Here is a 19,426-nt window from a genome sequence, read left to right as displayed (position 1 = left end):
TCCCCGCTGAGCCCCTTCCGGCGCCCATTCTGTTTGCACCGGAGGAAACCTCACCCGTGTTCGCCGCTCCCCCCTCCGCTACGATTGGAACTGCACAAGTCATCCCAAGCCCCAGCGCCCCCAGGTCGATCCTCCTCCGATGCCCGAACAGGTTCTCGATCGCGAGGAGTACATTGAGCAGACCTATTTCTTTCGGGTTTACCGCGACCGGCTTCTCGAGAACGTCCCCGCGCAGGAGATCCTGGCCCACCTCCGCGAGGAGATCCTGGCGACAACCAAGCTGCCGATGGCGATCGATTTTCTCGCCGGCGAGCTGCAGCTGCATGGCAAAGTCAGCTCGGGGATGTCGCGGCTGACGCATTACTTCACGCCGTTCCAGGCCTTCGTGATCGGGCGGGCTGAGGCGGATGAATCGAAGTTCGATATGCGGCTCGCCCTTCAGATCCTCGAGCGCGAGGCGGAGTTCCGCGCTGGAAAGTTCCACCTGCAGGGGCTGTTCATGTTCCAGTTCGAATGCCTGGCGCGGAATCGCCTGGGCTACGACGCGGGCATGCAGGCGATCGCCGCTGATCCCGCGTACGACGCCTCCTGGAAAGATTGGATCCTCAAGATCAGGATGCAGCTGGGTACGGTCGACTTCGCCGACCTGATCTACAAGCGGTCGCAGCAGCGGGTCGAAGAGATTCGCAGGGAGCGCAACAATCCGTCTTATGAGGCGTCCTATCCGATCCTGTTCGGCGTCTCGGAAGGGCGGATCGCGAAGGCGAACCTCCGCAAGGATCCGATTTACATGTTCGCCGCACTGCAGCGGCAGTTGAGTTACCCGGCTGTCCCCCGGCCGAAGCCGCCGCGCACGACTCCCGTCTTCGACCCGGCGATCGAGGCTCGTTTCCAGCGGGCGGAAGCGCGCCTGGCATTGCTGGAGCAGGAAGGCCAGGGCAACCTCGACCTCACGAAGTTCTACAAGCCGGAAGAGTTCCGCGACGGCGAGATGAACTGAGCGGCCAGACGCTCCTCAAGCCGCTCTCCGGGAGACCGAGAACGGAGCCCGAGCCTCGAAGCCCGGCCGGATGGCCACGTTGACCACGAGCCCGATGGCCGCGCATGTGGCCACCATACTCGATCCGCCATAGCTGAGCAGCGGGAGCGTAATTCCGGTGATCGGCACCAGGCCGACCGTCATTCCCGTGTTGATGACCACCTGCGCCCCAAGCCATGTCGCGATGCCGACGCAGATCAGCCGGCCGAACGGATCGTCGGTCGACCCGCCGATTCTCAGCGTGCCCGCGATCAGGACGAAATAGGCGATCAGCACTCCCGCAGCTCCTGCGACGCCCCAGCGCTCCGCCACCAGGCAGAACACGAAATCGGTCCTCGCCGCCGGCAGATGATAGGCCTCGCTTTCCGCGAGAGGCATCCCCGCCAGGTCGCTTCCCCACACTCCTCCCAGCGCGATCACCTGCTTGGACTGGTGCAGGTGGTAGTCGTCCCCCCTGGCCGGCGCTCCGCCGTCTCGCTGACGAAAGACGGCGGTGATCCGAGATCGCTGTTCCGCGCTCAGTTCGGTCCATAGAAGCGGAAGCGAAATCGCGCCGGCCAGCATCACCGCCGCAAGATGCCACGTTCTCGCGCCGGACGCATAGAGCATCGCAAAGAGCATCGGCAGGAAGATGGTGGCCGTTCCGAGGTCCGGTTCGCGTAACACCAGCACGACGATCGGCAGCGTCATCAGCAGAGGCACGAACAGGCCTCGCAGGCTCCCGGCGCGTCGAGCCGAAACCAGGTAACGGCTGACGGCGAGGACGCAGGCGAGTTTGGCGAATTCCGAGGGCTGGAACGTGAACGGTCCGAGAGCGAACCAGCTCCGCGATCCGTTGCGGGCCGGCATGAGCAGCACCAGCACCAGCAGGACGAGCGCCAGGAGCAGGGCCGGATAAGCCCAGCCCCGCAGTCTGCGATAGGGAACTGCGGCCGCTCCAGCGAGCACCATCGTGGAAATCGCCACCCACACCAGCTGCCTGACCAGCATCGGCGAGCCGCCGTAGAGGTCGTCCCCCCGCGCAATGCCGGCCAGCCCGGCCAACACCAGCAGGAGGGTCGCCAGCAGCGAGAACCAGGGAAGTCGCGAGAAAACAGACAGGAGAATCGCTCGTCATCGAGGGGCCGCAAGTCGGCCGGGTTTTACCAGACTTTCCGCGTCGGGATGAAGCCGAGATCCGATGATTGATCGCTCCAAATTGCCAAGGCTTGCACAATTCCCGATCGCGCTTAAAGTCAGTCGGAATCAATACTTTCAGCGCAGGCGGCGTCTCACGCCCACGGAGCGATGGACGCTCCGCAGGTGTCGCGCGCAGGTCACAGGACGAAGAAGAGAGCGGTCATGGGGAGAAGCTTCGAGAATCGAAAGCACGCGATTTTCAAGACGGCCGCCGCCAAGTCGAAGGTCTACTCCAAGTACGGCAAGCAGATTTACGTCATCGCGAAAAATGGCGTGGCCGACCCTGAAGGCAATCCGGCACTTCGGGCGCTGATTGATCGGGCCAAGAAGGACCAGGTTCCCGCCCACGTCATCGAAAAGGCCATTCAGAAGGCCCAGGGCGCCGGCGGGGAGAACTTCGCACCCGCCCGCTATGAAGGCTACGGCCCCGGCGGCTGCCAGGTCATCGTCGACTGCCTGACCGACAACCCACAGCGGACGATCGCGGAGATCCGCAACGCCTTCACGAAGACCAGTGCGAAGCTCGGAGCAACCGGCTCCGTGGCGCTCTGGTTCGATGAACGCGCCGTCCTCGTATTCAAAGGCGACAACGAAGACGAAGTGCTGGAAGCGCTGCTCGAAGCGGACGTCAACGTCGAAGACACCGAGTCCAATGACGGCTCGATCACGATCTTCGCGCCCGCCAGCGAGCTCTACAAAGCCAAGAGCGCCCTCCTCGCGAAGTACCCGGGGCTCGAGTTCGACACCCAGGAAATCACGCTCCTCCCACAGAGCACGAAGGCCATCAGCCCGGACGACATGCCGATGTTCGAAAAGTTCATCGGCATGTTGAACGACTGCGACGACGTGCAGGAGATTTACCACAACGCCGAGCTGCCTGCCTGAGCCAACAGGCCGACGCGACAGGGGCTGTTCCGTTCCGATCCACTTCGCGGGAGTCGTGATGAGAGTGTCGGCCCTCTGCCTGTTTCTCGCGGTATTCTCCGTCGCCACGAGTGCTCGCGCCGTGGAACCGCAGCAGATCGTTCTCTGGCCGGATGGAATGCCCGCTCCGGTCGTCCCGGCCGATCCGCCGGAATCGGTCGAACGCGGCAAGGACGGGATCTCCCGTCGCTCGAATGTCTCGCAGCCGCGACTGTTCGTGTTCTCACCTCCGGCAGGGGTTCCGAAATCGGGAGCCGCGATCATTGTCGTTCCGGGCGGAGGGCTCGGACGCCTCGCGGACGAGCATGAAGGGTCCGACGCCTGCATCTGGCTGGCGAAACAGGGCGTCGTCGCGTTTCAACTCGCCTACCGCACTCCGACGAACAAGCTCGCCGACCCGTACGCGGGGCCCGCGCAGGATGTTCAGCAGTCCGTCCGTGTCGTCCGGGCCAGGGCGGCGGAACTGGAGATCGATGCCGCGAAAGTTGGAGTCCTTGGCTTCTCAGCCGGTGGGCATGCCGCCCTGATCGCCGCATCGAACGATCTCCTGTTCGCGGAAGCGAAGGGAACGGAGTCTCACAAACCGGGCTTCCTCGTTCTGCTGTACCCTTACAAGATCTATGACCCGACGACGCAGTCGCTGCAGTCAGCGATTCGACTCGACGGTGGATTGCCGCCGACATTCATCGCCCAGATGGGGGATGACACCGGCTCGGTTCCCCAGGGAAGCGCCCTGCTCTATCTCGAACTGGTGAATCGCAGGATCCCGGCGGAGCTGCACATCTATGAGCGAGGCGGCCACGGTTTCGGGATGCGTTCGCGTCCCAACGCGACCGGTCCCACCGACTGGCAGGCGCGTGCGACCGACTGGCTCCGGCAACGCGGCTTCGTCGCGCCCGCTGAGCCGGCAATAGGCCAATAAAGCCGAGAGACGTCGGCAAGCTGTGAAGGGGACCTTCTCGGGTCTAGGTCAGGATGTCGTGGACGACGCGCGCCGGTTCCACGCCGGTCAGCTTGAAATCGAGTCCCTGGAAGCGGTAGCTGAATCGCTCGTGGTCGATGCCGAGGAGGTGCAGGATTGTGGCATGCAGATCCCGGACATGGAGCGGGTTCTCGGCGACGTTGTAGCTGAAGTCGTCCGTCGCGCCGTAAGTGATTCCCGGCTTTACGCCGCCGCCGGCCATCCACATCGTGAAGCAGCGCGGATGATGGTCGCGCCCCCCCTCCGGGCTGTTCCAGTCACCCTGCCCGGCGACGCCCCGGCCGAATTCTCCGCCCCAGAGCACCAGCGTTTCGTCCAGCAGCCCGCGCTGCTTGAGATCGGTCACCAGTGCGGCGCTCGCCTGATCGGTGTCGCGGCAGCGGGCCACGCACCACGAACTGAGCCGGCTGTGGTGGTCCCAGTCCGGATGGAACAACTGCACGAAGCGCACGCCCCGTTCGATCAACCTCCGCGCCAGGATGCAGTTGGCCGCATAGCTTCCCGGCCTTCTGGAGTCTGGCCCGTAAAGTTCGAATGTCGATTCCGGTTCGTCGCCGAGGTCGTTGAGTTCCGGGATGCTCGACTGCATCCGCCACGCCATTTCGTACTGGCGGATGCGAGTCTCGATCTCCGGGTCCCCCGTCTCCTCGAACCGCATCTGGTTCATGGCCGCCAGACCGTCCAGCATGTTGCGTCTGACGGGCCGCGGCAGCCCGGCCGGATCGCGCAGGTAGAGGACAGGATCCTGTGAGTTCCGCAGCTTCACCCCCTGGTAGCGCGACGGCAGGAAGCCGCTCCCCCAGTAGTGGTCGTACAGCGGCTGGTCGCTTGGCCTCTTCATCCGCGAGATCAGCACCAGGTAGTCCGGCAGGTTCCTGTTCTCGCTCCCGAGCCCATAGCTGGCCCACGTTCCCAGGCTCGGTCGTCCGGGGAGTTGATGCCCGGTCAGGAACTTCGTCATGGCGGGGGCGTGGTTGATCTCGTCCGTCACCATCGATTTGACGAAGCAGAGGTCATCGACGACGCCGGCTGTGTGCGGCAGCCATTCGCCAATCGTGGCGCCGCTCTCGCCATATCGCCCGAACTGCGTGCGGGCCGGCATCACCAGTTGCTTCTGGTTGGCGGTCATTGTCGTCAGCCGCTGCCCCTGGCGGACGCTGTCGGGGAGTTCCTTGCCGGCCCACTCGGTGAGCCCGGGCTTGTGGTCGAACAACTCGATCTGTGAGGGGCCGCCCGACTGCGTGAGGAAAATCACCTGCTTCGCGCGCGGCCGCGCATGAGGGAGGTCCGGCAGCCCGAGTGCAGAGACATCGTGCGCGAGCGCCGCCGACCCCTGCTGCGCGAGCATCCCGAGTGCGATCGAGCCAAGGCTGAGTCCCGACGTGTTCCTGAGGAAATGCCGTCGCGACACTTCTTGCGCATCCCGGCCATGCAAGCCCGCGTTCGCGTGGTGGTTATTCATGCGTGATCGCCTCATCGAGATTGAACACCAGGCTCGCCACGACCATGTACGCCGCGAGTTCGGCCCCGTTTCCTGACGAATCGAGGTCCGACTGCCCGAAGTCCAGCAGCTTTGCGGCCTCCCCCGGCTCGTCGCGATACGCTGCCTCCGCCGTTCGCAATTGCGCCGCCAGCAATGCGGCCTCGGCGGCGGAAGGAACGCGCGACACAATCGACTCGAACAGGAACTGCAATCGCTCACCCGGTTGGGGAGAACTCTCGATGGCTCGACGCGCCACCTCGCGCGATGCCTCCAGTTGTGTGGCGTCATTCAGCAGCGTCAACGCCTGCAGCGGCGTATTGGTCTGTCGGGCTCGAACCTCGCACACTCTCCGCTGGGCCGTGTCGAAGAGAAACGTCGGTGCGGACGACCGTCGCCAGAACGCATACACCGTCCGCCGGAACTGGGCCGGCCCCTGACTCGGCTCGTAGCCGAATCGTCCCATCGTATTCTCGGCCCAGACTCCTTCCGGCTGGTACGGAAACACCGGCGGCCCACCGAGTGCGGGATTCAACAGCCCGCTGCTGGTGAGCGCCGCATCCCGGATCATCCAGCTGGGAAGCCGAAACCGCGCGCCGCGCGCGAGGAATCGGTTCTCCGGATCGAGCTTCCACAGCTCGGCCGAAACACGGCAGTCCTGCTGGTAAGTCTCACTGGTCACAATGAGCCGCAGGACATGCTGCAGGTCCCAGCCGCTTTCCACCAGTTCGACGGCCAGCCAGTCGAGCAGGTCGGGATGCGTCGGAAACTCCCCCTGCAATCCAAAGTCTTCGGACGTGCGGACGAGGCCGGCGCCAAAGCAGAGCTGCCACAGGTGATTCACCACCACCCGCGCCGTGAGTGGGTTCTCACGGTCGACAATCCACTTCGCCAGATCCAGGCGAGTCCGCACCTGCTCCGGCGGACGATCCAGCACCGCTGCCGGCACGGCACGACCGACCTCCTGCCCCTTCTTGTCCCACACGCCCCGTTCCAGGATGTAGGTCGGTCGTGGCTCGGCGCGTTCGGCGAGCACCATCACGTTCAGCTCACCGGATGACTTCTGAACGCTTCGCAGTTGTTGTTTCGCCCCGTCGAGCAGCGTCTTTGCTTTCTGGTACTCGGCGTGATCGACGAGAAACTGCTCAAACAGCCGGTCGTGGAGGCCACTTTCGATGGTCGCGGGATCGTTGACGCCCGCCGCCGCCAGCTGCTCGAGAGGCATGGCGTTCAGCGAACGCACGGCCTCACCCGGCTGGTCCGTCACCGAAACCCGGAACCGGCCAATGTTGGCATCCCCGCTGGTCGAACGGTGCAGCATCACGAAGATCAATTCCTCATCCGCCTGGAGTACGAGCGGTTCCTTCAACGCGAACACCGCCACATGCCGGCTCTTCGGATCGTGCGACTCGGTCGTCCAGCCGTTGCGAGGATCGTCATCCAGCGTGTCGACGATCTTGCCATAGTTCCTGCCTTTCACATCCCGCTCGACATCCGCCACGGCCGACTCGAGATCGATGTCGCGAATCTCGCTCCGGCCGGCCTGCCGAACCTGCAGCTTCACGTCCGTCAGGATGAACTCTCCGCTCGCCCCCCTTGAAAGCTTTCCGTCGGTGTTCAGGGAATGCGGAAAGACTTCCAGCCGCAGCCCGGTGATCCGCGGGAGTGAACTCGTCGCGAGGAGGCGGTAATCATCCTGCCTCGGATTCGGCCCGCTGGCCTGGATGACGCCATCGGCCTCCATCGAGAGCCGCGTTCCTTCGATGGATTCCAGAAGATTCGGAGTCAACGGCCGCCACGGCTGAAACCCGTCCTTCTGCACGGCCGCGACCTCCGAGGCCAGCCAACCCTGAAATTCCGCGTCGGCGCGCTGACGCGCCGCTTCGACGATCGGCGTCCTGGCTGACACGACTCGCTGCGCTTCCTCGACGGCGCGCTGCGCGAGGGGCGATTTGAACTTGAGGTACGGCTTGGCGGCCGTCCCTGCCTTGCCGTCCTCATCGATGCTGTCGAAGAAGGCGAACAGGCTGTAGTAGTCCTGGTGCGAGATCGGGTCGAACTTGTGGGAATGGCACTGCGTGCAGCCCAGCGTCAGGCCCAGCCACACCGTGCCGGTGGTGTTCACACGGTCGATGACGTAGTCGATCCGCGATTCCTCCGGATCGCGCCCCCCTTCGCCATTCGTCATGTGATTGCGGTGGAAGCAGGTGGCCAGGATCTGCTCGGGCGCAGCGTCGGGGAGCAGGTCGCCGGCGAACTGCTCGATCGTGAACTGGTCGAATCGTTTGTTCGCGTTGAATGACTGGATCACCCAGTCGCGCCACGGCCAGTTTGTCCGCGTGGCATCCGCCTGAAAGCCATCGGTATCCGAGTAGCGCGCCGCATCGAGCCACCACATCGCCATCCGCTCGCCGTAATGCGGCGACTTGAACAATCGGTCGACGAGCCGCGCCTCGGCCTCCTCCGAATCATCCGCAACGAAACTCTGCAAGTCGGCCCTGCCCGGGGGCAACCCCGTCAGGTCAAACGAGAGTCGCCGGATCAGCGTCGCCCGGGAAGCGGGTTTCGAAAGTTTCAGCCCCTGCTCCTTCAGCTGTGCGGAAACAAAGGCGTCGATCGGATGCTTCGCCCCGGCCGGAACGGCGGGCCTCACCGGGCGTTCGAACGCCCAATGCCGTCCCCAGACGGCCCCCTCGGCGATCCACCTGTGAAGAGTCTCCCTCTCTTTCCGACTGAGCGGCTTCCGGTGGGAGGCTGGAGGCGGCATCAGTTCATCTGGGTCGTCGCTCATGATCCGGCGGAGGATCTCGCTGTCTTCTGGCCGCCCCGGAACAATCGCGGCCTTTCCGTCGCGCTGCGCGATCGCCGACTCTCGCTCATCCAGTCGCAAATCGGCTTCGCGATGGGACGGATCGGGGCCGTGACAGTGGAAGCAGCGATCCGAGAGGATCGGCAGCACATCGCGGCTGAACCGGATGTCATCGGCGCTCGAGAACGAGCCCATCGCCACCGCAACCAGCGCGACAACAACGCCCGGCAGGGACCGGCCCTTTCCCACATCGGTTGCGCCTGCTGCAATCACGCCTGGCTCCGCTTTCCTGAAGAGTCCGGAATCACGTCCTCCACCCTACCCCTGTGACTCGGGGCCGTCTTGGATGGTCGCAGGTGATTCTGGTACTTTTTGACCATGCCCCGCCTCGAGCCGCTCGCGTTCCAGAAAGAGTTCTTCCGTCGACATCCGGTCGCGGAATCGGTCCTTTCGCTGTTCGACGCCCTCCCCCAGACTTACTTCTACGCCAAGGACCGCGACAGCCGGTTCGTGAAGGTCAACGCGGCCTTTCTTGAGAACCATGGCCTGGAGCATGAGTCGCAGGCGATCGGCCGGACCGATCGCGATTTCCACCCGCCACTGATGGCTCAGGCGTATCTCGAAGAAGATCGACGGGTGATGCAGGCCCGCCGACCGATTCCTGGCCAGATCTGGCTCGTGATGCATCGCCGGAGCGTCCCTCGCTGGTACGTTTCCACCAAGACCCCGCTCTTCAGCCCCGAGGGCGACGTCGTCGGGCTCGCCGGTGCGATGTACCGCGTGGAGGAGCCGCAGGAACTCAACCGCTTTTTCCAGGAACTCCACCCGGTCGTCCGGCACATCGAACAGAACTTCGCCGAACCGATTTCGATGGAAGCGATGGCCCGTCTCGCTGGCCTCTCCTCCACGCACTTCAACCGGCGGTTTCGCCACCTGCTGCGCATGACCCCCATGCAGTACCTGCGGACCGTCCGTATCCAGGCCGCCCGGAACCTGCTGATCACGACATCGCGGAGCCTCGCCGAGATCGCCGTGGAAGTCGGTTACACCGACCAGAGCCACCTCACCAAGCGTTTCCGGGAAGTCACGGGGATCACGCCCGCCGCCTATCGCCGGCAGTTCGTCGACCGGACCCGATCCTGAACTGAGACCGGGTCGTGCCGCCAATTCCAACGGGATTGCGTTTTTTTTGCGGCCCCATCAGCGATGTTCGATCGTGCAAAAGGCCGCTCATGCATTAATATTGATTGATGCGTCTGAGAGGGAACCGCGGGTCACGGGGAAGTCGTCAGCGATGGGTCCACGAAGTTCTCTCCCTCTTGCGCCCCATCGAGTGTGGTCATCCTTTCCCCGTCCGATCGCGTTTGCGGCCCTCTTGTTCGCCCTGATGACGGCGGCGGGATCCGCGGCCGAAACGACCGTCAGCTTCCGCAATGACGTCGTCCCCGTTCTGACGAAGGCGGGATGCAACCTGGGCCCCTGCCATGCCAAGGCGGGTGGCGGACAGAACGGCTTCCAGCTCTCGCTGCTCGGCTTCGAGCCGCGGGACGACTACGAAGAGTTGATTCAGGAATCGCGTGGCCGCCGCCTGTTCCCGGCCGCCCCCGAACAGAGCCTCGTTCTACGAAAGGCATCCGGGCAGGTTCCTCACGGCGGGGGCGTCAGGCTTCCCGCCGACAGCGACGGCTATGCCACGATCCGGGAATGGATCCGCCAGGGAGCCCCGGACGACGGCGCCGACACGCCAAAGTTGGTCTCCTTCGAAATCGAGCCGAAGGAACTCGTCGTTGCACGCCAGTCGCAGCAGCAGCTGAAAGCCTTCGCGAAGTACTCTGATGGCGCGGTTCGTGAAGTGACGAAAACGGCGCTCTTTGAAGCCAATGATCCCTCCATGGCGGAAGTCAGCCAGGAAGGCCTGGTGAGCGTTCAGAACATTCCCGGCAAAGTCGCCGTCATGGTGCGGTTCCAGGGCAAGGTCGCAGTCTTCACGGCCGCTGTACCGCTGGGAGCCCCGGTCGAATCGGTCCCTCCCTCCCGCAATTTCATCGACGACCTCGTTTTCGCGAACCTGAAGAATCTCGGAATGCCGCCGTCACCGGTCTGTGACGATGCGACGTTTCTCCGCCGCGTGACGCTCGACATCGCCGGACGTCTGCCCACCGAGGAGGAAACGACCCGTTTCCTCGCATCGAGCGATTCGAACAAGCGCGACCAGTGGATCGATGAGTTGCTGCGCAGCCCCGACTACGCCGACTTTTTCGCCTCCAAGTGGACTGCGGTCCTCAAGAACCGCCGCGACGATGCCAGCGACATCGTTTCGAATTTCGCGTTTCATGCCTGGATTCGCGACGGCCTCCTTGCCAACAAACCGTACGACCAGTTCGTACGCGAGCTGCTCGGCGCGACGGGCGCTGTCATCGGCAATCCCGCCGTCGCCTGGTACAAGCGGGTCAAGGATCCCAACCAGCAGCTCGAGGATGTCGCTCAGCTCTTTCTGGGGGTGCGGATGCAGTGCGCCCAGTGCCACCATCACCCCTTCGAGCGATGGAGCCAGGACGACTACTATTCACTCTCGGCCTTCTTCACGCAGATTGGCCGCAAGCCTTCGGGCACGCGGGGCGAAGACCTGATCTTCCACAAGCGCGGAATCGCGACGGCGACCAACATCAAGACGGGCCAGGCCCTCAAGCCGGCCGCGCTGGGCGATTCGATTCCGCCCATCCCGGCCGACGCCGACCCCCGCCTGAAGCTGGCCGACTGGATGAGTTCTCCGGACAACCCGTTCTTCGCGAAGGCGCTCGTCAACCGATACTGGAAGCACTTCTTCCAGCGCGGCCTCATCGAGCCCGAAGACGACATCCGCGACACCAATCCCCCGTCCAATCCCGAATTGCTGGACGCGCTGGCGAAGCATTTCATCGACAGCCGATTTGACCTCAAAAGCCTCATCCGCGAGATCACGCGTTCGAGCGCCTATCAGCTCAGCGCGATCCCCAACGAGCACAACGTCGCCGATCGCCAGAACTACTCGCACTATTACCACCGGCGGCTGCAGGCCGAAGTGCTGCTCGACTCGATGGATCGTCTTACGGGCACGCCAACGGAGTTCGCCAACCTGCCGAAAGGGACCAGGGCGGTCGCGCTCCCGGACAACAGCTACAACAAGTCGTCCGCCTTTCTGCGGGTCTTCGGCCGTCCGGAGGCCGCCAGCGTCTGTGAGTGCGAACGCGTCCAGACGTCGAGCCTCGCGCAGAGCCTGCACCTGATCAATTCGCAGGAGATGCGCACCAAGCTCTCGAGCCCGACGGGGCGGGCCGAAACGCTGGCGAAAGACGAGCGACCGCTCGAAGCCCGCATCCGCGACGTGTACATCGCGGCCTACTCCCGCGAGCCGCGTCCCGAAGAACTCAAGAATGCCGTCGACTTCTTTGCGAAGCTGTCGACAGATGCCGATGGAAAACCGGTCGATGCGAAAGTGGCCGCTCGCGAAGGGTTTCAGGATCTGATCTGGGCCCTGATCAACACCAAAGAGTTCCTGTTCAATCACTAAGCCGGCGATGGCTGCCATGTTCTGCACACTTCCGACACCTTCGCTCCGCACCGCGTTTCAGCAGGCCAGACGGACCGCGACGGCGCTGCTGGTCCTGTTGGCCGTCCCGGCAGTCTGCCCGGCGCAGTCCGTCGGGCTACCCGCCCCCCGGCTCCTGACGACGATGCCGATGGGCGGGCAGGCGGGCACTCAGGTCAACGTCACGATCACGGGCGACCATCTCGAAGATGTCTCCACCCTCCTGTTCTCCGACTCGCGACTTTCGGCGGCACCCCGGCTCGATGCCGACGGCAAGCCGCTCCCGATGCAGTTCGTCGTGACAATCGCGACCGACTGCCCCGCGGGCATCTATGAAGCCCGCGTCCAGTGCCGCCTGGGGCTGTCGACGTCACGGATTTTCTCGGTTGGGAACCTCCCGGAGATCGTCCAGAAGGCCGGCAACACATCGGTCGAGACCGCCATGGAGCTGCCGCTGAACGCCGTGTGCAACGCGGTGATGACCGTCCGTTCGGCCGACCACTATTCGTTCGAGGGGAAGCGGGGCCAGCGCGTATTCGTGGACGTCGCGTCCCGCGGAATTGATTCCAAGCTCGAGGCGGTGGTCATCATTGCCGACGCAATGGGGCGCGACCTCGTTGTGGAACGGAGGAGCGGTGCGCTCGACTTCCAGGTTCCCGAAGACGGCCGCTACATCGTGAAAGTTCACGAGCTGACGTTTCAGGGAGGCCCGGCCTTCTACTATCGCCTCGCGCTTCGCGAACTGCCGGTCGACGCCATCGCCACGCGACAGGCAGGCTCCCGGCGTGTCAGCGCCGCTTCGTGGCCCCCGGTCGGTCTTCCAGCGGAAGCGGCCCTCACCGAAACGGAGCCCAACAACGACGGCGCCCAGGCGCAGCAGGTGACGCTCCCGTGCGATCTCGCCGGCAGCTTCGCGACCGCGGCGGATGTCGATGTGTTCGAATTCGAAGCCACGGCGGGCGACGTCTGGTGGGTCGAAGTTGGCTCCCAGCGACTCGGCCTTCCGACCGATCCCGCGGTCCTCGTTCAGCACGTGACCGGGACAGGCGAATCGGAATCGGCCACCGATGTCGCCGAGCTGAACGACATTGCCAGCCCGGTCAAAGTCTCCAGCAACGGCTACGCCTACGATGGTCCCCCTTTCGACGCCGGATCGTCGGACGTCCTCGGCAAGATCGAGATCAAGACCACAGGCCGCCACAGGCTTCAGCTGACGGACCTCTTCGGAGGCACCCGGAACGACCCGCGCTGCATCTACAGGCTCGTGATCCGGAAGGGGACGCCCGATTTCGCGCTGGCGGCCTGGGGGCTCCACATGGAGCTTCGCAACGGCGACCGCAACGCCCTGTCGAAGCCCCTCGCCCTTCGCGGCGGAGCGACCATGGCCCTCGAGGTCGTCGCCATTCGCCGGGACGGCTTTGATGGCGACATCGAACTCGGTATGGAGGGACTGCCGGAGGGCGTGTCCGCCCGGGGTCTTAAGATTCCCGCAGGCAAGTCGCGCGGACTGATGCTGCTGACCGCCAGGGCCGATGCCCCGATTTCGCGTTCGAGCGCCACGTTCGTCGGCAAGGCCGTGATCAATGGAACCGAAGTGACTCGGCCCTGCCATCTTGCCTCCTATGCCTGGCCAATCACCGACTCCTGGAGCGAGATCCCCAGCCCTCGCCTCCTCGGCGACATCGTCGTCTCCGTGACAGGGCAGGACCTGGCGCCGGCAACGATCGCCTCGGCCGGCACGGCCTGCTTCGAAGTGGTCGCCGGCCAGAAACTGACGGTGCCGCTCACGCTGACGCGCCGTTCCGATTTCCAGGGCGCCTCGGTTTCACTGAAGCCCCAGGGAGCCGGTATGGAATCCGTTCCCCCACTGAAAGTGGTGTTCGCCGAGGAAAAGGCGGAGGCCGTCATCGACACCGCCACCCTCAAGACGCCCCCCGGCGACTACACCCTCGCGTTTCTGGGAGGAGCCGTTACGAAATTCCGGTTGAATCCTGAGGCCGTCCCGATTGCGGAACTTGCCAGGACTAAAGCGGAGCAGGACCTCCAGACCATCGACGGGGAGTTGAAGAAGGCGACCGAGGCCGCCGCCGCGGCAAACGCTGAACAGAAGCCTGATGCCGAAAAGTCTGCCACGGAACTCGCCGAAAAGAAAAAGGGAGCCGCCGCCGCCCTCGCCGCAGCCAACGAGCAACTCAAAAAGGTGACAGCGGCCGCCCAGCCCAAAGACATTGCCGACATTCTGGTCACGGAACCGATCTCGATTCGGGTGACACCTGCGGAGTCGAAATGAGCCATTCCCACATTCCCCACCCGTTGGCCTGCACCGGCCCCTGGGACTTCGGCGTCGGTAGCCGTCGCGGTTTTCTTCGAGCGGGCCTGGCCGGCTTTGCCAGCCTCAGTCTCCCCGGAATCCTCCGCCTGCAGGCGCAGGCAGGCACGCCGACGAACCGCGAGAAGACCGCCGTCATCATGGTCTGGAAGCCGGGCGGGTGCTCGCATATCGACACCTACGACCCCAAGCCGAAGGCCGCGGCCGAGTATCGCGGCCCGTTCTCGACGATCGACACGAAGGTCCCGGGCCTAAGGTTCACGGAACTCCTTCCGCGCCAGGCCGCCATCGCCGACAAATTCGTCGTCCTCCGCTCAATGCGGCAGACCGCCGCCGGCCACCCCGCCGGCTCGATGCAGCTCCTCTCTGGCGACCCCGACACCCGCGACAAGCCCAAGCCGCGCTATCCCGACTGGATGACGGTCGCCAACTACCTGCGGTCGCAGGATGGCCCCCGCGAGTCGCCATTGCCGCGGTATGTCGGCGTCAACCCGCCACTCGAATACAACGGGCCGGCCTACCTGGGCGATGCCTACTCGCCGTTCACCGTCTCCGGTGATCCGAACCAGCCGAACTTCACGGTCCCCAATATCGGACTCTCGAACCTCGGTGAAGTTCGCCGCCTCGACCGGCGGATTTCCCTCCGACAGACGCTCGACACACTCGAGCGCACGTTCGACCAGCAGCGCGAGCTCTCGGCTCTCGATGACTTCGAAACGCAGGCGATGACGCTGCTCACCAACCCTCAGACGAAGGAAGCGTTTGACCTCACGAAGGAAGACGACCGAACCCGCGATCGCTACGGACGCAACACCTGGGGCCAACAGCTGCTCATGGCCCGGCGACTGATCGAGGCCGGGGTCGACGTCCTCACCACGAGCCTCAACGGACGCCTGTGCGGGCGTGTTCACAACTGGGACGACCACGCCGTCAACCACCACGTGTTCGATGCCCTCAGGTTTCGGGCCGCCGCCTATGACCAGGCCGTCACGGCGCTTATTGAAGACATCTACGAACGCGGGCTCGATCAGCGGGTGCTGGTCGTCGTCACCGGAGAGTTCGGCCGCACGCCGAAGATCGAATACTCTCCGAGCACCGGCGCCGGAGACGCCAGCGCCGCGGCGGGAACCGTCCAGCCGGGGCGCGATCACTGGCCGCGGGCGTTCTCCAACATCTGGGCCGGCGGCGGGATCGTTCCTGGCCGCGTCATCGGAGCGACCGATTCCCGCGGCGAAGACGTCGTGGAGCGTCACTGCGGGCCGGGCGACTTCCTCGCGACGATCTACAATCACCTGGGAATCGATCCGGCAACGATGATCAAGGATTTCGCCGGCCGGCCGACGCCGATCGTCGACCACGGCAAGCCCATCCCCGAACTGCAGCGCGGTTCCAACGCCTGACCATCAGAAAAAGCCCGGCGTGTTGAAGACGCCGGGCTTTTTCTTTGGATTCCTGTGACAGGCCGCCGGAGATCAGCTGAGCAGCAGTTCCAGGTCTTCTGCCGTCAGGTCCTTCATCAGGCCGCCGTCGGCTTCGAGGATGGCGTCCGCCAGTTCGCGTTTCTTCTTCTGCAGTTCCAGGATCTTTTCTTCCACCGTGTCCTTGCAGATGAGGCGGTAGGCGAACACCCGTTTCGTCTGTCCGACGCGGTGAGCCCGGTCGATGGCCTGCGCCTCGACGGCCGGGTTCCACCAGGGATCGAGCAGGAACACGTATTCCGCCGCCGTCAGGTTGAGACCCAAACCGCCCGCCTTGAGACTGATCAGGAACACGGGGCAGTTGGGATCGTCCTGGAACTCGTCGACCACCTGCTTCCGTTTCTTGGTCTGGCCGTCGAGGTAGGCATAGCGGATCCCCTTCTTGTCCAGGTGCTGCCGGACGATCGCCAGCATGCTCGTGAACTGCGAGAACACGAGCGACTTGTGGCCTTCCTGGATCAGTTCGTCGAGGTGGGGGATCAGGACATCGAGCTTCGCGAACGCCTCTTCGGACGATTCTCGTTCGAGCAGCGCCGGGTGACACGCCGCCTGACGCAACCGGAGCAGCGCTTCGAGAACGTGCAGCTTCGACTTGCCAAGTCCCTGCTCCTTCACGAGGCCGAGCAGCGAGCTGCGATAGTGATCGCGCAGTTCGTGGTACAGCCGCGTCTGCCGCTTGCCCATCTGACAGAAGATCGTCTCTTCCATCTTCTCGGGAAGTTCCGCGGCCACCTGCATTTTCGTTCGCCGCAGGACGAACGGCTTGAGTCCCCGCGCGAGGACCCTCCGCGACTGTTCGTCCGAGGCGTCGGAGGTCTGCATCTTGAACGCCGAGCTGCGTCCCAGCATGCCGGGATTCAGGTACTCGAAGATCGACCACAGGTCGCCCAGGTGGTTTTCGATCGGCGTACCGGAAAGCGCCAGGCGGTGCTGCGCCTTGATCAGCCGCGATGCCTTCGCCACCTGCGACGCCGCATTCTTGATCGTCTGCGCTTCGTCGAGCACCGAGTAGTCGAACACGATGTCCTTCAGGATGCCCACGTCGCGCCGCAGGGTTCCGTAGGTCGTCAGGATGATGTCGTGCGTCGCCAGGCTGTCGCGCATCGCCGCCCGTTCCAGGCCGGTGTATTCCACGTGGGTCATTTCCGGCGTGAACCGCTGGATTTCCTGGACCCAGTTGAACAGGAGCGACTTCGGAACGACGACCAGCGACGGCAGGTGCTTGTCACGCAGCCGCTTCCGCTCCTGCAGAAGCGCGAGGAGCTGAATGGTCTTTCCGAGACCCATGTCGTCCGCGAGACATCCGCCGAATCGGAACTCCTGCAGGAACTTCAGCCAGCCGACGCCTTCACGCTGGTACGGCCGGAGTTCGCCGTGGAATCCGACCGGCTCGAAGTCCGCGTCGACGCCCTGGAAATTCTGCAGTCGGTCGCGAACGTGCTGGAAGCCCGCATCAAGTTCCACAATCTGCTCGCCTGCGAGCAGGGCGTCGATCAGCCCGACCTGCGACGCCGAGAACTTCAGCGCGTCGTCGTCCGCGGTCGCCAGGCTCGACAGCCATCCGTATTGCTTCAGCCATTCCTCGGGCAGGATGCCGAGCGATCCGTCGTCCAGCCGGATGGTGCTGTCTCCGCGTGCCAGCGCGGAGAGCAGTTCCGGAAACGCCGCCGTCCGGCCGTCGAAGTCGATCTTCGCCGAGAGCTCGAACCAGTCGACGCTCGATTCGACGCGGAAGGCCATCGGCCCGGGCTGTCGGACGGGATTTCCGTCCGCTCTCACCTGCCACTTCGATTCCACCAGCGCCCGCACCGCCCGGCCCAGGTCGGACACGCTGATCTCAATGTCCGATTCTCCGCGCAAGCGGTCGAGCAGGCGTCGGAACCCGGCCGCCTGCAGTTGTGACCACGCCGCCGCTTCAAACTCGCGGTCGCGCAGGATGCACACGCCGCGCTCGCGCTGCACGATCGCCCACTGCGTGCTCCCGCCGTTGACGACCGCGCCGTCGTAGTCGAACTGCACGGCTCCCTGAAGCCGGTCATGTTTCCAGCCGCGAACCTTGGGAGATTTCAGCAGGACCATCGGCGTCGGCCTGACGCGGATTTCTTCCAGGCGCAGGTCCATCGGAAGATCGAGTTCGGGAAGCGCCGGCATGTCGAGCAGCCGGTCGACCAGTTCCTGCTGCTCGCCCCCGGCGACTTCCAGCCCGTTCTCCTGGTTGACGGTCTCAATCCATTCGAACGCGCCAAAGTCGTCGAACGTCGACAGCTTGTGGTCGATCAGCGCCAGGCCACCCGGAAGGAGCAGCGAGGCCTTGGCCAGCGGCAGCGATTCCTGTCCGCGGCGCAATTCGCCCGTCAGTCGCCAGGTCTCGCCCATCTCCGCCGAGCGCAGCGCCAGGCACAGCGACCACGACGGCCCCGTGTCCCAGGTGACGGCCTGTCCGTCGCTTTCGCTCTCGCCGGCGATGCGGACCCGTCCGGTCGCGCACATCATCGGCAGCAGCAACAGCGCCAGTTCGTGGGGCAGCGTGTAACGAAACACCGACGTCTGGAATTCCGCCTGCTGGGCGTACCAGTTCGTCCGTTCGGGTGTTCCGCCCGCCAGGTAGGCCAGGATCTTCCGGTCGTCCGCATGCTCGATGTCCTCGAACTTGCCAGGACGCAGCTTCAGCGGCTTCAGTTTCCCCCACTGGCCATTGGCGCGGCGCTGCCGCTGCGAGGTCTGCACGATCAGCCGCTTGCCCGATCGGCTCTCCGTGAGATCGATCTCGAAGAAAATCTCCTGCTCACGACTCTCCGTGGTGCGGGCGACGGCGCCTGGCTCGTGGGCCTCGCGAATCACGTCCAGCTTTTGTTCCCAGTCTTTTTTCGGAGCCCGCAGTTTTGTCGCCGTCGGCGTGGCGACAGCGACACCGTTCTCGCGACGGGCGCGGGGCTGGAAGACGTCTCCCCCGCCTTCCTCCTCTTCCTCGAGAGGCGACATCACGAACGTCGAAGCCGATTCCGCCGCAAACGGAGGAATATGCCCGACGCGGGCGGTGGCCGTCAGATAGCTCCCGGTGTCGACCGCCAGGACGGTCGCCCACAGATGCTTACACGCGGGATCGCGGGTCTGCCCTTCCCCCACGCACGTGCAGAACATCTTCATCTCGCCGTTCACACGGCTGAGCTGCGTCTGGTACTCGACGCCGTCCCGGACAACGGCGTAGAGATGGTCGGACGTCACTCGCGTCACGGCGACGCGTTCTGCCTGAAGATACGCCTGGCCACGAAAGCGGACGTCTCCCCGGAATTTTGCCTGCAACACCTGAGCCAGCGACACACAGTCCTCCAAGACTCGCCCGTCAGCGGCGCGTCATCTCGATTTCCGACCAAGCGACTTGCTGGGGGCGGAGAATCGTCAACGAATCCGTACGAACCAAAACGCGAATCTGGCAATTTTAACGGAAGCTTGGAGTGGTCCGCCAGTTTGGTTTGATGCGAATGCTGGGCTGGCCGAAAAAGCGTAAGAGATCCCACCGCAGAGAAGTCAGAGGAGAGACCGCGGAAGTAGAGACTTTAGCCCGATTCGTCCGCACTGCTTCGTACGGAATGGGCGTCGCCAAAAGATTGTGTTGGTTGCGGATGTGATCGCGGGGC

General features: G+C 64.2%; 11 protein-coding genes. 7 read left to right on the top strand and 4 right to left on the bottom strand.

Annotated elements, in window-relative coordinates:
* Nucleotides 1-139 precede the first annotated feature (139 nt).
* Nucleotides 140-1,000, top strand: coding sequence for a hypothetical protein (locus Pan44_RS10365; RefSeq protein WP_145029858.1), 861 nt, complete (start codon nt 140-142; stop codon nt 998-1,000).
* 15 nt (nt 1,001-1,015) lie between these two features.
* On the opposite strand, the gene Pan44_RS10360 is transcribed toward Pan44_RS10365, so the two are convergent.
* The gene (locus Pan44_RS10360; protein WP_261342616.1) at nt 1,016-2,104 is read right to left on the bottom strand and encodes an FtsW/RodA/SpoVE family cell cycle protein; all 1,089 of its coding nucleotides are present in this window, start codon (nt 2,102-2,104) and stop codon (nt 1,016-1,018) included.
* Between the two features lie 276 nt (nt 2,105-2,380).
* On the opposite strand from Pan44_RS10360, the gene Pan44_RS10355 reads away from it, so the two are divergent.
* Together Pan44_RS10355 and Pan44_RS10350 are read left to right on the top strand one after the other, a co-directional pair.
* Nucleotides 2,381-3,103, top strand: a complete 723-nt coding sequence (locus Pan44_RS10355) for a YebC/PmpR family DNA-binding transcriptional regulator (RefSeq protein ID WP_145029854.1) — start codon at nt 2,381-2,383, stop codon at nt 3,101-3,103.
* Between the two features lie 58 nt (nt 3,104-3,161).
* On the top strand, nt 3,162-4,064 hold the full coding sequence (locus Pan44_RS10350; RefSeq protein WP_145029852.1) for an alpha/beta hydrolase: 903 nt from the start codon (nt 3,162-3,164) through the stop codon (nt 4,062-4,064).
* A 43-nt stretch (nt 4,065-4,107) separates the two neighbouring features.
* Here Pan44_RS10350 and Pan44_RS10345 read toward each other — a convergent pair whose 3' ends face one another.
* Both Pan44_RS10345 and Pan44_RS10340 read right to left on the bottom strand, forming a co-directional pair.
* Nucleotides 4,108-5,586, bottom strand: a complete 1,479-nt coding sequence (locus Pan44_RS10345; protein WP_145029850.1) for a DUF1501 domain-containing protein — start codon at nt 5,584-5,586, stop codon at nt 4,108-4,110.
* Nucleotides 5,579-8,686: a PSD1 and planctomycete cytochrome C domain-containing protein gene (locus Pan44_RS10340; RefSeq protein ID WP_231754278.1), complete on the bottom strand. Its 3,108-nt coding sequence runs from the start codon at nt 8,684-8,686 to the stop codon at nt 5,579-5,581. The genes Pan44_RS10345 and Pan44_RS10340 overlap by 8 nt, the downstream gene beginning before the upstream one ends.
* Before the next feature lie 105 nt (nt 8,687-8,791).
* Here Pan44_RS10340 and Pan44_RS10335 point away from each other — a divergent pair, with 105 nt between their 5' ends.
* From Pan44_RS10335 to Pan44_RS10320, 4 genes are all read left to right on the top strand, one after another.
* Nucleotides 8,792-9,556 carry an AraC family transcriptional regulator gene (locus tag Pan44_RS10335; protein ID WP_145029847.1) on the top strand — a complete coding sequence of 255 codons (765 nt, stop codon included), beginning with the start codon at nt 8,792-8,794 and terminating at the stop codon, nt 9,554-9,556.
* Between the two features lie 190 nt (nt 9,557-9,746).
* Nucleotides 9,747-11,963 carry a DUF1549 domain-containing protein gene (locus Pan44_RS10330; RefSeq protein ID WP_231754277.1) on the top strand — a complete coding sequence of 739 codons (2,217 nt, stop codon included), beginning with the start codon at nt 9,747-9,749 and terminating at the stop codon, nt 11,961-11,963.
* A 7-nt stretch (nt 11,964-11,970) separates the two neighbouring features.
* Nucleotides 11,971-14,271 carry a serine protease gene (locus tag Pan44_RS10325; RefSeq protein WP_197453999.1) on the top strand — a complete coding sequence of 767 codons (2,301 nt, stop codon included), beginning with the start codon at nt 11,971-11,973 and terminating at the stop codon, nt 14,269-14,271.
* Nucleotides 14,268-15,710 carry a DUF1501 domain-containing protein gene (locus tag Pan44_RS10320; RefSeq protein WP_145029843.1) on the top strand — a complete coding sequence of 481 codons (1,443 nt, stop codon included), beginning with the start codon at nt 14,268-14,270 and terminating at the stop codon, nt 15,708-15,710. The genes Pan44_RS10325 and Pan44_RS10320 overlap by 4 nt, the downstream gene beginning before the upstream one ends.
* A 72-nt stretch (nt 15,711-15,782) precedes the next feature.
* Here Pan44_RS10320 and Pan44_RS10315 read toward each other — a convergent pair whose 3' ends face one another.
* The gene (locus Pan44_RS10315) at nt 15,783-19,109 is read right to left on the bottom strand and encodes a DEAD/DEAH box helicase (protein ID WP_145029841.1); all 3,327 of its coding nucleotides are present in this window, start codon (nt 19,107-19,109) and stop codon (nt 15,783-15,785) included.
* Between the last annotated feature and the right edge of the window lie 317 nt (nt 19,110-19,426).

Origin of the sequence: Caulifigura coniformis, from assembly GCF_007745175.1 — a bacterium.
Classification (GTDB): domain Bacteria; phylum Planctomycetota; class Planctomycetia; order Planctomycetales; family Planctomycetaceae; genus Caulifigura; species Caulifigura coniformis.
This window is presented reverse-complemented; position numbering and strand designations above follow the sequence as displayed.

What these genes read in the sequence shown, in the direction of transcription:
- Pan44_RS10320 (WP_145029843.1), top strand. Translation starts at nt 14,268, where the DNA reads ATGAGCCATTCCCACATTCCCCACCCGTTGGCCTGCACCGGCCCCTGG.
- Pan44_RS10350 (WP_145029852.1), top strand. Translation starts at nt 3,162, where the DNA reads ATGAGAGTGTCGGCCCTCTGCCTGTTTCTCGCGGTATTCTCCGTCGCC.
- Pan44_RS10325 (WP_197453999.1), top strand. Translation starts at nt 11,971, where the DNA reads ATGGCTGCCATGTTCTGCACACTTCCGACACCTTCGCTCCGCACCGCG.
- Pan44_RS10365 (WP_145029858.1), top strand. Translation starts at nt 140, where the DNA reads ATGCCCGAACAGGTTCTCGATCGCGAGGAGTACATTGAGCAGACCTAT.
- Pan44_RS10355 (WP_145029854.1), top strand. Translation starts at nt 2,381, where the DNA reads ATGGGGAGAAGCTTCGAGAATCGAAAGCACGCGATTTTCAAGACGGCC.
- Pan44_RS10335 (WP_145029847.1), top strand. Translation starts at nt 8,792, where the DNA reads ATGCCCCGCCTCGAGCCGCTCGCGTTCCAGAAAGAGTTCTTCCGTCGA.
- Pan44_RS10345 (WP_145029850.1), bottom strand. Translation starts at nt 5,586, where the DNA reads ATGAATAACCACCACGCGAACGCGGGCTTGCATGGCCGGGATGCGCAA.